The organism is Niallia taxi, assembly GCF_032818155.1.
GTDB lineage: Bacteria > Bacillota > Bacilli > Bacillales > Cytobacillaceae > Niallia > Niallia taxi_A.
In genome coordinates this window covers 3261062-3273905 of sequence record NZ_CP102589.1, presented here as the reverse complement: position 1 = coordinate 3273905, position 12844 = coordinate 3261062, and the positions used below count along the sequence as shown (strand labels likewise).

At 39.4% G+C, this 12844-nt stretch carries 11 protein-coding genes and 1 other annotated feature; of the genes, 8 read left to right on the top strand and 3 right to left on the bottom strand.

The genetic code is table 11. The features are described 5' to 3' along the window. Positions 1-31: 31 nt before the first annotated feature. The 4 genes from NQZ71_RS16420 (at position 32) to NQZ71_RS16405 (ending at position 4441) form a co-directional block, all read left to right on the top strand. Positions 32-727 carry a glycosyltransferase domain-containing protein gene (locus NQZ71_RS16420; RefSeq protein WP_144452186.1) on the top strand — a complete coding sequence of 232 codons (696 nt, stop codon included), beginning with the start codon at positions 32-34 and terminating at the stop codon, positions 725-727. 222 nt (positions 728-949) lie between these two features. Further along, a complete protein-coding gene (murQ, locus tag NQZ71_RS16415) occupies positions 950-1858 on the top strand; it encodes an N-acetylmuramic acid 6-phosphate etherase (protein WP_260053648.1) in 909 nt (302 codons plus the stop codon). A gap of 193 nt (positions 1859-2051) precedes the next feature. After that, entirely contained in the window at positions 2052-3413 is a 1362-nt protein-coding gene (locus tag NQZ71_RS16410; protein WP_260053649.1) for a PTS transporter subunit EIIC, read from the top strand. Then, a complete protein-coding gene (locus tag NQZ71_RS16405) occupies positions 3410-4441 on the top strand; it encodes a MupG family TIM beta-alpha barrel fold protein (RefSeq protein ID WP_317011004.1) in 1032 nt (343 codons plus the stop codon). The genes NQZ71_RS16410 and NQZ71_RS16405 overlap by 4 nt, the downstream gene beginning before the upstream one ends. Positions 4442-4596: 155 nt before the next feature. Here NQZ71_RS16405 and NQZ71_RS16400 read toward each other — a convergent pair whose 3' ends face one another. After that, positions 4597-5055, bottom strand: a complete 459-nt coding sequence (locus NQZ71_RS16400; protein WP_311200955.1) for a hypothetical protein — start codon at positions 5053-5055, stop codon at positions 4597-4599. Between the two features lie 230 nt (positions 5056-5285). Between NQZ71_RS16400 and NQZ71_RS16395 the strand changes: the two genes are divergently transcribed. The 3 genes from NQZ71_RS16395 to thrS all read left to right on the top strand — a co-directional run bounded on the left by NQZ71_RS16395 (position 5286) and on the right by thrS (position 9703). Further along, on the top strand, positions 5286-6044 hold the full coding sequence (locus NQZ71_RS16395) for a GNAT family N-acetyltransferase (RefSeq protein ID WP_317011003.1): 759 nt from the start codon (positions 5286-5288) through the stop codon (positions 6042-6044). Between the two features lie 31 nt (positions 6045-6075). After that, positions 6076-6975 (top strand): PhzF family phenazine biosynthesis protein, encoded by a 900-nt coding sequence (locus NQZ71_RS16390; RefSeq protein WP_317011002.1) that lies wholly within the window; start codon positions 6076-6078, stop codon positions 6973-6975. A gap of 70 nt (positions 6976-7045) precedes the next feature. Further along, positions 7046-7253: a binding site (T-box leader), on the top strand. Positions 7254-7780: 527 nt separating this feature from the next. Then, positions 7781-9703 carry a threonine--tRNA ligase gene (thrS, locus tag NQZ71_RS16385; protein ID WP_260053653.1) on the top strand — a complete coding sequence of 641 codons (1923 nt, stop codon included), beginning with the start codon at positions 7781-7783 and terminating at the stop codon, positions 9701-9703. 83 nt (positions 9704-9786) lie between these two features. Here the strand turns inward: thrS and NQZ71_RS16380 are convergent, their stop codons facing one another. After that, a complete protein-coding gene (locus NQZ71_RS16380; RefSeq protein WP_260053654.1) occupies positions 9787-9912 on the bottom strand; it encodes a hypothetical protein in 126 nt (41 codons plus the stop codon). A gap of 184 nt (positions 9913-10096) precedes the next feature. Between NQZ71_RS16380 and NQZ71_RS16375 the strand changes: the two genes are divergently transcribed. Continuing rightward, the gene (locus NQZ71_RS16375; RefSeq protein ID WP_260053655.1) at positions 10097-11119 is read left to right on the top strand and encodes an asparaginase; all 1023 of its coding nucleotides are present in this window, start codon (positions 10097-10099) and stop codon (positions 11117-11119) included. 266 nt (positions 11120-11385) lie between these two features. Here NQZ71_RS16375 and NQZ71_RS16370 read toward each other — a convergent pair whose 3' ends face one another. Next, complete coding sequence (locus NQZ71_RS16370) at positions 11386-12591, bottom strand: MFS transporter (RefSeq protein ID WP_144452195.1); 1206 nt, start codon at positions 12589-12591, stop codon at positions 11386-11388. Between the last annotated feature and the right edge of the window lie 253 nt (positions 12592-12844).

Here is a 12844-nt window from a genome sequence, read left to right as displayed (position 1 = left end):
AAAGTGACATGAAATAGGGAGGAGAAGGTTGATGAAAAAAAGAGTGGTAATCTATACAGCAATTACAAAAGACTATGATGAATTGAAGGAGCCAGCAATCATATCTAATCAGTGTGACTACATATGCTTTACAGATGATCCAACACTTATTTCACCTACATGGCAAATAAGACCTCTTCCTCCAAGCGATTTGGATATTGTTAGGCAGTGCAGGCAGGTGAAAATTATGCCGCATTTCTTTTTGCCTGAATATGAATACAGCATTTGGGTAGATGGAAATGTGGAGATAACTGGTGATATTGATCAACTGATTGAACAGTATTTTATCAATGGCGATAAAACGCTGTATACATTTAAACATCCAGTAAGAGATTGTGTTTATGAGGAAGCGAAGGAATGTATCAAAAATGGGCAGGATAATGAAAAAATCATCAGAAAGCAGCTGGCGCTGTTAAAGAGTGAGTATTATCCTAAACATAATGGTCTAATTGAAAGCAATGTTATTCTTCGCAAAACCCATTCTCCTGATGTAATGCAATTAATGGAGCAATGGTGGAAGCTTGTGAAAAACTACAGCAGAAGAGATCAGCTCAGCTTCAATTATGCCGCATGGGTGACTGGGTTCTTTTTCGGCTGCTTAGAGGGAAACAGCAGGGGAAGCAACAGCTATTTCCGGTATTTGCATGACCATATTGTATTGGAAATGGAGCAGCCTGAAACGGTTTAATATATTGGTAAAAAGGGAGACATGGATGTCTCCCTTTTTTTGTATAATAGCCTTCTTATATTTTAGAAACATAGTTCTATCTTTATGAAAACCTGCCATATATGCAGGTTTTCTTTTTTTATGACTATTTGAACTAAAATTTTAAAATAAAATAATTATTATTGAAATTATGTTTCAAAATAATTATAATAAAAGTGTAAAAAAGAAATGGAGGACTAAAGCATGGATCAGAAGCTCAAATTACTAACAACAGAATCTCGCAATGATCGAACAATGCATATAGATACAGCAGAAACAATGGAAGTTCTGAGGCTGATGAATGAAGAGGATCAAAAGGTAGCGATTGCCGTTCAGCAAGTGCTCCCAGAGGTCGAAACAGCTGTCAAATATGCTTGCGAGTCTTTAAAAAAAGGAGGCCGCATCATCTATATTGGTGCAGGTACGAGCGGAAGGCTGGGGGTTTTGGACGCAGTTGAATGCCCACCGACATTTAGTACAGATCCTGATTTAGTTCAAGGTATTATGGCTGGTGGGGAAAAGGCGTTTATTAAGGCTGTTGAAGGAGCAGAAGATAATCAGGAGCTAGGTGCCAGAGATTTACAAGACATCTGCTTAACAGCAAATGATACTGTTATTGGAATCGCAGCAAGTGGCAGGACACCGTATGTAATAGGTGCGCTTTGTTATGCACGCAGTGTCGGCGCAAAAACAATTGCCTTATCCTGCAATAAACAATCATTGATTAGTGAGTATGCAGACAAATGTATTGAGGTAGAGGTGGGGCCGGAAGTGCTTACAGGTTCGACAAGACTAAAGGCTGCTACCGCGCAAAAGATGATACTAAATATGATTTCAACAGCTACGATGATTCAAAATGGGAAAGCATATGAAAACCTTATGGTAGATGTACATGTAAGCAATTTTAAGTTGAAAGAAAGAGCAATCCACATCATCTGTAAAACTACAGGCGCATCCTATGAATCAGCAAAAGAGATGTTGGCAAAAGCACAGAATGAAGTGAAAACAGCTATTGTTATGCTAAAAACCAATCAGGACTACACGCAGGCTAAAGTGCTTTTAAACAAAGCAGAAGGTAATGTAAGAAAAGCAACTGCTATAGTGGAGAGCTAAGAGGATGATAGCAGGCAGATTTACTAGATGCTATCAGCGCAGCTGCCGTGTAATTGGAAACAAGAGCATCATTTGACAAAAATGTGAGGAGGAAAAACGAGATAAGTTCTTATGAATCTCAATTTCTCAAACATAAAAATTTAAGCGGTTACATTTTATTTGTTTTGGAATTGATATTAAAGGAGGAACTAAAATGTCAGGGGAAAATCATGTTTTGGCACAAAAAATTTTAGAACAGCTTGGCGGTCCGGCTAATATTGCTGCATACACACATTGTATGACACGCCTTCGTGTGACACCAATTGATGATAATGCTGTTAATAAACAAGCAATTAAAAAAATCGACGGTGTATTAGGGCTTGTTGAGGAGGAGACATTACAGGTCATATTAGGGCCGGGGAAAGTGAATAAAGTCGCAGAAGAGTTTGGCAAGCTGCTAGAACCTGCAGGAGACTTTAATATAGAGGAGCTTGCAGCGCAAAAAAAATCAACATTAAAAACAAAAAATTCTACTCCGTTTAAAATGTTTTTGCGCAAAATCGCTAGTATTTTTATCCCGCTTATCCCGGCATTGGTGGCATCTGGATTAATTACAGGGGTTACAAAGGCAGTTGTGCAGGGTGGGTGGCTGTCAGCAGAGTCTCAGCTTGCAATGATATTAACGGTTATTGGGAGCGGTTTGTTTACTTATCTTGGAATATTAGTCGGAATAAATGCTGCAAAGGAATTCGGAGGTTCACCTGCACTAGGTGGGGTGGCAGGGATATTAATTATTAACCCTTCTGTTGCAGGAATAACCCTCTTCGGTGAGGAGTTAATGCCTGGCAGGGGCGGGTTAATTGGTGTATTGTTTGCTGCAATCTTTATCGCAATTGTTGAAAAACGGTTGCGCCGTATTGTTCCACAGTCCCTTGATATTATCATAACACCAACAATAGCTTTATTAATTACAGGAATTGTTACATATCTCGTGTTTATGCCGATTGGCGGTCTAATCTCAGACGGAATAACAAAAGGTTTACTGTCTATTTTAGATATGGGCGGGGTCGTAGCAGGATTTGTATTAGGTGCGACTTTTCTGCCATTAGTTGTAACAGGCTTGCATCAGGGATTAACACCAGTTCACCTTGAGCTTATTAATTCGATTGGTGATGATCCTCTGTTGCCAATTTTAGCAATGGGCGGTGCAGGTCAGGTGGGTGCCGCATTTGCGATCTACATGAAAACGAAAAAAGCACGTTTAAAACGGGCAATCGGTGGTGCGCTTCCTTCCGGCTTGCTTGGCATTGGAGAGCCGTTGATTTTTGGGGTTACCCTTCCTCTTGGAAGACCGTTTTTAACAGCTTGTCTTGGTGCAGGTATTGGTGGAGCATTCCAGGCTTATTTTAAAGTTGCGACAATCGCAGTAGGGGTTTCCGGCTTGCCGCTTTCCTTTCTTGTTCATGCCCAGCAAATTCTGTATTACTTGGCAGGTTTAATCATCGCTTACACAGCAGGATTTATTTTCACATTTTTATTTGGCTATAAGGATGAAATGGCGAGTGAGTTTGAATGATTGGGATTTCCTTTTATCTAAATGACCCACTGGCAGAGCAACGAATAATAGAAGCAAGTCAAAAGGGAATAAGAAAGGCATTTACTTCGCTGCATATACCAGAGGAAAGAGGAAATCTTGTAAGTAAAGCTTCTAAATTGCTTAAGGCAGCTAAAGCCTGTGGTATGGAAGTTTATGCTGATGTATCAATGAAAACACCCCGCCATTTAAATATTGAAAGCTTGGAACAACTGAGTTCTTTAGGTGTTGTTGGCATCAGATTAGATGATTTCTTCGAAAGTAATAGAATGATAGAACTATCAAAATGCTTTCACATTGCCGTTAATGCCAGTACCATTTTAGAAGCAGAGCTCGAAAGCTTAATAGCTAACGGACTTAACGCTAAAAGGCTTATCGCATGGCATAATTTTTATCCTCGTCGTGAAACTGGTTTAGATAAAGACTTTTTTCGGACACAAACCATTCTATTTAAAAGATATAATATTCCGGTTTGTGCCTTTATCCCGGGAATTGGAGAAAAACGGGGACCTGTTTTTGATGGTCTTCCAACATTGGAGAGTCATCGGGAAATACATCCGTTTGCAGCGGCGGTTGAGCTGTATAAGCTTGGGATAACAGATGTGTATATTGGAGATCCAGATCATGGAAAGGGATTGTTAGAAAAGCTGATTAAATATGATAAAGATAAAATCCTGCCAATTCGTATTCATTCTGCCGTTTTAGAAGAAGGCATTAACCGTATACGTCCTGATTTATCTCGTGATGTGCTGCGGATAATGGATTCTCGTTCAAACGAATCTGTCGCACAAGTCAATACAGTGGAACGACAGCGTGGAATGATTACAATGGATAATTCTTTATACGGACGTTACTGTGGAGAAGTGCAAATTGTACTGCGGAATCTTCCCGCAGATGAACGGGTAAATGTGATAGGGGCAGTTAATAAAGAGGATTTACAGCTTCTATCATACATTCAACCTGGTCAATTGCTGGAGTGGAAAATGGACGAAACTCATAACAATCGATAAGTAGAACAATGCCCTGTTAAAGGCTACACAGGGCTTTTTGTTGTAAAAACTTTTCTGAATATATGATAAACTTAAACGGAATAGCAAAGCGTAAAAGTCGTTTTAAGAAAGTAAAAAAGAATGCGGCTAAAAATAGTAGATGCATTCTTTTTTGTTTAGCTACTGTTTTTTAAAAGCCATTTCTTAACATACAATCCTATGATAATACCTGGTAGCACACAGAGGATTGGCATAAATATTGGGCCAAGCAATCTGCCGAAAATCGTCCATTTTTGACAATAAATTAGCCCGACTGTAACACAAATGGCGCATGAGGCATAGGGCAGGAACGCGTAAGGAGGGGGTGAATCTTCATCATCATATGTATCTCTTACAGCATCCCACATCGCAAAAAAATAAAGGCATGGATAAAACATCAGCCATTGAAAATGAATATTTTCGATTGATTTGTCAATATTGCCATGGAAGCTCGATATGATCGCAAGATTAAAATTAGATTGCCGGTTAATCACCATTTCCATCATGATGAAAAGCAGTGATTTAAAATACTTGTGATTGAGCAGCTGGCCAAAGCCAGGAAAAGCAATTGACCATAACAATCTTTCCAGTGTCACCTTATTCAACTTATAATCAGCCTGCTTCCTTCTGATAATTGGTAATTAGGTATATTGTTTAAAGCCAATAAAAAAGCAGATGTCCATCTGAAAATTATGGACGCTGCATCATGTGAAAATGGTAAGATAGCGTCTTGATGTTTATAGTATTTCAAAAGACCACCATAATTATTATGTTTTTACAAAAATTGTATAATTTATGTTAGAGATTACAAAGGGAGGTATGCGATTTGAAGGAAGTATCTTATATGGACATTCATAATGAGGGCATTACAGCCTTTGAAAGTGATATGTTTGTCCATCTACATGATTCAAAAATACTTATTCGCTATGACAGTAATTTAATCGCTTTTAAGCGCATGCCAAATGTGCAGGAGTTCAGCAAAACAGAAAAATATTTGCGTGACTACCATTTGGAAAGAAATCAAAAACATTTGAAATTTACTTTTCCTCCGAATGAAAAGATAGAGAAAGAAGTGTTAGCCAAACTGATCGGCGAAGGCTATGATATTGGATTTACTGAATTGTATACGATAAACCCGCTAAATTTTCCAATAGTCAAAAAGCAACAGGAAATAGAGGTAGTTCATGTTAGCGAGAGCGAGCTTGAGGATTTTTTAACATTGAGCTATCAGCAGGATATTATCTATGGCAGTGAGTTTGCTGCACGTAAACGAGAAAATAATAAGCTCCATTTTGAGAATTCGAAATTTTGGCAAGTTCTGGCTTATTATGGTGGCATTCCGGCCGGCGGGCTGGAGATAATCATACAGGACCAAACAGTGGAGATTGATGGTTTATTTGTGTTGTCAGAATTCCAACGAAAAAAAGTAGCTGCACATCTGCAGCAGTTTGTCATGGAATCCTTCCCTGACAAAACAGTTATTCTAGTTGCAGACGGTGAAGACACACCGAAGGAAATGTACAAAAGGCAAAATTATCAATATGTTGGATTCAGGTATGAAGCAGTTAAGGTGCTTGCCGAATAACTAATTCTGTTAACAAGGAGACGAACCCGTATTGAAATCAGTTAAGGTATATCATTATGATGCTTTTAGCACAAAACCTGATAAAGGGAACCCAGCTGGTGTAGTGGTGGATGGTGAGCTTTTAAGTGAAGCAGAGATGCAGGAAATTGCTTCTAAGGTTGGCTTTAACGAAACAGGCTTTATCACTAAATCTGATAAAGCAGATTTAAGAATTCGTTATTTTACACCAGGCCATGAAATGGACTTATGCGGACATGGAACAATTGCCTGTTTATATGGATTACATGAGCATGATCTGCTTCCTCAAAAGGAATATATAACAATTGAAACAAAAGCTGGAGTTTTACCAATCATGCTGCAAATCAGCGACAACGGTCGTCTGTACATAACAATGAAACAGCCTACACCGAAGTTTATCGAATTCGGAAGTTCTAAAGCGGACTTGGCATCTGCAATAGGTTTGGCAGAAGATGATATTTCAGATGTACTGCCAGTCATGTATGGCAGTACAGGAATATGGACATTGCTGCTACCAATTAAAAGCCTTGCAGTATTTAAAAGGATGAAGCCGCAAAATCAGTTGTTTCCTAAGATTTTTAAGGAAATTCCAAAGGCCTCCTTACATCCGTTTTGTTTAGAAACAGAGCTAGAACATGCAGATATGCATGCTCGCCACTTTTCGTCTCCATTTTCCGGCACGGTGGAGGATCCAGTAACAGGAACTGCAGCTGGTGTAATGGGGGCATATTATGCTGAATTTATAAAAAAAGAAGCAGAAAGACCCTTTGATCTTGTGATAGAGCAAGGCTTGGAAATCGACCGTGCTGGTAAGGTTCTCGTTAAGGTATCAGACAGCGAAAGAAGTCTTGATATTGAAATTGCTGGTACTGCTGTTTATGTGAAGAGTATGGAAATAGCTGTTATATCATAAAAACGATTTTTTCGGTAAAAATAAAAATACTATTGCAAAGTTTAATGAACCGTTGTAATATAATGGATAATAAAAAGCGATGACAAGGACATGAATTATTTTTACAGTCTGCAGAGAGGGAAGTGAAGCTGAAATCTTCCCGGCTTTAGGAAAATGATTTACCACCTTGGAGCAATGCCTTAGAAAAGGTATCGTTAGCTGCGTTAAAGCTCCAAAGCCGCATGAAACTTTGCGGGAAGTTGGGTGGAACCACGGGTATAAGCACACTCGTCCCTTATATAGGGATGAGTGTGCTTTTTTATTTATATATACATGCGATGACAAGGACATGAATTATTTTTACGGTCTGCAGAGAGGGAAGTGGAGCTGAAATCTTCCTGGCTTTAGGAAAATGATTTACCACCTTGGAGCAATGCCTTAGAAAAGGTATCGTTAGCTGCGTTAAAGCTCCAAAGCCGCGTGAAACATTGCGGGAAGTTGGGTGGAACCACGGGTAATAAGCACACTCGTCCCTTATATAGGGATGAGTGTGCTTTTTTATTTATATATACATGCAATGACAAGGACATGAATTATTTTTACAGTCTGCAGAGAGGGAAGTGAAGCTGAAATCTTCCCGGCTTTAGGAAAATGATTTACCACCTTGGAGCAATGCCTTAGAAAAGGCATCGTTAGCTGCGTTAAAGCTCCAAAGCCGCAGGAAACATTGCGGGAAGTTGGGTGGAACCACGGGTAATAAGCACACTCGTCCCTTATATAGGGATGAGTGTGCTTTTTTATATATTTTTTTAGGAGTTGATTGTTAATGAATCAGGAAAAATCTATTAACGTAGCATTACCAGATGGGAAGAGCAAGGAATATCAAAAGGGCTGTACTGCAGAGTTTATTGCTGGTGATATAAGTGCAAGCCTGCGTAAAAAGGGAGTAGCTGCCATTATTAATGGCAAACTGACTGATTTAGACACTTGCTTAGAGGAGGATGCACAGCTTTCAGTCGTCACAATTGATTCGCAGGCTGGGCTGACTGTTTTGCGCCATACTGCAGCACATATTATGGCACAAGCACTAAAAAGGCTGTATCCTAACATCCAATTAGCGATAGGTCCAGTGATTGAAAATGGTTTCTATTATGATGTGAAAAGTGAAAAATCTATATCTATTTCTGATTTACCGATGATTGAAAAAGAAATGGTAAATATCATCAAGGAGGATTTGCCTATTAACCGTATAGAGGTGTCTTTTGCAGAAGGTGAAAGGATTTGGAAGGAAAGAGAGGAGCCTTATAAGCTTGACCTGCTGCAGGCAATTAAGGATGAGGAGATATCTATTTATGAGCAAGGTGAATTTATCGATCTTTGCCGCGGCCCCCATCTTCCGAGAACAGGCATGTTGAAGGCATTTGCTTTAACAAATGTTTCAGGGGCTTATTGGAAGGGAGACAGCGAAAATGAATCACTACAGCGTATATATGGAACAGCTTTCCCTACTAAACAGGCTTTAGCAGATTATTTACATTTTTTAGAGGAAGCAGCTAAAAGAGATCATCGCAAGCTTGGAAAGCAGTTAGGCTTATTTATGTTTTCAGAGGAAGCTCCTGGCATGCCGTTTTATTTGCCAAAAGGGCAGATGATTCGGAATGAACTGGAAAAGTTTTCGCGCGAGTTACAAGAGCGATCAGATTATGAGGAGGTACGTACACCTTTCATGATGAATCAAAGACTGTGGGAACAATCCGGTCACTGGGATCATTATAAGGATAATATGTATTTCTCCCATGTTGATGAGCAATCATTCGCATTAAAGCCAATGAACTGTCCTGGCCATATGCTGATATTCAAAAATAATCTCTATTCATACAGAGATTTGCCGATCCGCCTTGCAGAGTTCGGTCAAGTCCATCGACATGAATACAGCGGTGCCTTAAATGGGATGCTTAGGGTCCGCACATTCTGTCAGGATGATGCCCATCTATTTGTTCGGGAGGATCAAATTCAGGAGGAGATAGTAAATGTGTTTGCACAGATTGATCAAGTATACAGCACATTCGGTTTTGATTATAAGGTGGAGCTTTCAACAAGACCAGAGGATTCATTAGGGGACGATAGTCTTTGGGAAGCTTCTGAGTTAGCACTGCAGCAAGTATTGGATAATATGAACATTAACTATTCTGTAAATGCAGGAGACGGTGCGTTTTATGGGCCGAAAATTGATTTTCATATTAAAGATGCCTTAAATAGGAGTCATCAATGTGCAACAATTCAGCTTGATTTTCAAATGCCAGAAAAATTTGATTTGTCTTATATAAATGAACAGAATGAAAAGGTTCGACCAGTAGTTATTCACAGAGCTGTTATGGGAAGCCTTGACCGGTTTTTCGCCATTCTGATTGAACATTTTGGAGGTGCTTTTCCGGTCTGGCTTGCACCTGTTCAAGTAGAGATTATCCCGGTCTCACATGTTCATATGGATTATTGCCGCGAAGTCCAATCCGCATTGAAGGAAGCGGGAATTCGCGTGGAAGTAGATAAACGTGAGGAAAAGCTGGGCTATAAAATAAGAGAGGCACAGCTGCAGAAAATTCCTTATATTATCGTTTTGGGGGATAAGGAATTAAATGAATCTACTGTGAATGTTCGAAGGTTCGGAAAAAGCGAAAGTAAAGAGCTGTCGGTGAAGGAATTTCTTGAATTTATCGGCAAAAAAGTGGAAAATCGAAGCTTAACATAAATTACCCAAATGGAAAAACCTGTCATACTAGCCGAGACAAATCGATCAGTATGACAGTGCTTTTTTTTTAGGCAGAGATAACTTTAGACACTTGGAACTGCAAACAGCTTAAGAAGACCGTTTAGCTTATAAGCAGAATGGTTCAAGAAATAATCTAATCTCGTACGCAGTCTGATAATAGTGTAAATAAGAGTTACAAGTATCGCCAAGAAAATCCCTCCTAAATTGAGTAGTGCCGTTTTTAAGTGGCTTTTTTAGTCTTTCAATGATACGTGAAATTATCCCTCTAATTATATTATTAGTAAATCACAGTTAGTTTTTAAAAAATTTCGACAAATAATCTGGTTTATATTAAAATTTAGTGTAAATTATATTGGATTAGGGGTGTTGGGGATGGAAAAACCGATTTTAGTTTATAGGGGAAGCCAAATAGAAAGCACGCATTGTGTCCATATTGCCGTTGTCAATAGAGAAGGGGAATTGCTGTATTCGTATGGAGATCCTTACAGGATGACATTCCCGCGTTCGTCCATGAAGCCATTTCAGGCTGTTCCGTTAGTGGAAACAGGTGCAGCAGACCACTTTGCTTTTGATGCAGGTGCACTTGCACTTAGCTGTGCTTCACACAGTGGAGAGAATTATCATCGAAATACGGTTTTGAATATATTGGACAAGCTCCATTTACAGGAAGATGCACTCCAATGCGGCACACATACACCTTGGAATATGGAAAGCTATAAAAAACTGTTAAGGGCAGGCAAGGATGTAACACCTGTATACAGCAATTGTTCTGGAAAGCATTCGGGCATGCTGACAACAGCTGTTCATATGCAGGAGGAAATCAGCTCCTATCGTGAAGTTCATCATCCTGTGCAGCAACGAATACTAACAGCTATTGCGGAGATATGCTCGTTTCCAAAGGAGAATATTCAATTAAGTGTCGATGGCTGCGGTGTACCTGTTCATCAAATTCCATTAGTAAATGCTGCACTTGGATATGCACGGCTTGCTAAGCCAGATAATCAAGTGAATGAGCAAAGGTCTGCAATACTTGCAAGAATACGGGATGCTATGATTACACATCCAGAAATGGTTGGCGGGACAAACAGATTTGATACAGATTTAATGAAGGCATTTGGATCACAGATTGTCTCGAAAGCAGGAGCAGAAGCCGTTCAATGCCTCGGTTTGACAGAGCATGGGATTGGAATTGCCATTAAGGTCGAGGATGGAGGCACAAGAGCAGTTAGTGTCGCCACAATCGAGGTGCTCAAACAGCTAGGCGTTGGAAACGACCAAATTTATCAACAGCTTTCTAAATATGCAGAAGCGCCTGTATATAATGCAAGAAAGGAAAAGATTGGCGCAGTAAAAGCCAATTTTTTGCTTACAAAACGGTCAGATGAAAATAAGTAAAGTGGGATGAACAAAACAAAAATACCACTCTAAACACGAATAATAAATATTAATCGTTTAGTTTTATTTATGTTCTTCAATAATTAAAATCTTAGTGAAATGGAGTGGAGGCCACTCGATTACTAAGGAAAATAGAGGAAAAGATGAGACCCCGCAGGCGAAGCCCGAGGAGGCTCATCTTCCCGCGGAAAGCGAGTTGGTGCAGCGCAATGAAACGAATTAATTTTAAAACTGTTCTAAACGATTAATTTCTAACTTTCTTTTTATTATCTACCCTGTGCTGATGCAGCAGAACGAAGGAAGAACGATACTCCAAGACCGATCAACAGACAAACACTTAAAATAATGAACGACAATGTCAGCATTCCTGTTTTTAGCAGCTGTACCGCTACGATTGGACCTGCACTTGCCCCAAGAAACAGGACGAAAGCATTGAAGGAAATCGCCGTACCTCTAGCATTCCCACCCTTTTGACTGATGAGCGAGATGATTACAGGGGAAACAACCGCAATCCCTGCTACAAAAATGACACTTAAGATAACCACAGCTATTAGAGAGGTACTGAAGCCTAACAGGAATAATCCGACAACAGATAGAAAAAGACCAGCCCGCATCACTGTTAATGCCCCGAATCGTTTCGAGATAGAACCAACAAAAAAAGCAACAATCATCCCGATAATCCCAACTGCACGAACATACAGAATTTGATCACTTGTTAATCCAAATTTCGGTAAAGATAAATAGCTCCCCAAAATGGTATACATTCCGACTAATGTGAACAGCAGCATAAATGTGACAGCAAAGCAAAGAAGCAGCTGCGGTTGATGAAACAATAGTTTAATTTGCTTGAATTTACTCCAAATATGCTCATTTGATTTTGGCAAATCCTCTTTCGGCAAAGCGATAATAACAAGGACCGCTGAGAATAAATAGACAACTCCTAAAATGAAAAAGATGGCATTCCAGCCGAGTAGCTGATTTATAAGCCCACTGAAAATCTGGCCGATAATGCCGGCCATAAGAAGTCCTGTGCTGATAAAACCAACTGCTGTTACCCTTTTATTTGGCGGAAACATTTCACCTGCATACACAAGAGAAATTGGCGCAAAAGCAGCAGCCACTAGCCCTTGTACCGCTCTCAAAAATACGAGAGCATGATAGGAATGAACAAACCCAATCATAAATGTCACCACAGTTAAGACGCTGATACTAGTAACCATTAGTACTTTTCGCCCGTATTTATCGGAAATAGGTCCGTAAAGCAAGCAGCCAAGTGCATAGCATAATGAAAACGAACTGCCTATCCACGATGTTTGGTCCAAAGTAATCTGAAATTCTTCTGAGAAGACAGAGGTTAGGGGAATGGTGATATACATGCTCGTCAAGAGGGTGAGTCCACACCAGAAAAGAATAAACGTTATAAAGGGATAATTCCGTTTTTGACTTGCTTCATTAATAATTGCTTGATTCAAATAAAGCGCTCCTTTAATAATTTTTGCTCACTTTAAAATCATTCGTCCATACCTGATTGGGTAGGGTGGAATTAAGAATCCATTTGCTGATTATATAGTCTTTCTAAAAGGTATGCAATAAATCGGATTATAAACCGGATTCATCATTTTTGGAGGTATTATCCACATATAGTGAAAATAATGGGTATATTTTCTTATATATAAGACAATTTTCCTGTCGATATAGGAAATAGATTGAGATAAATAGATAAAG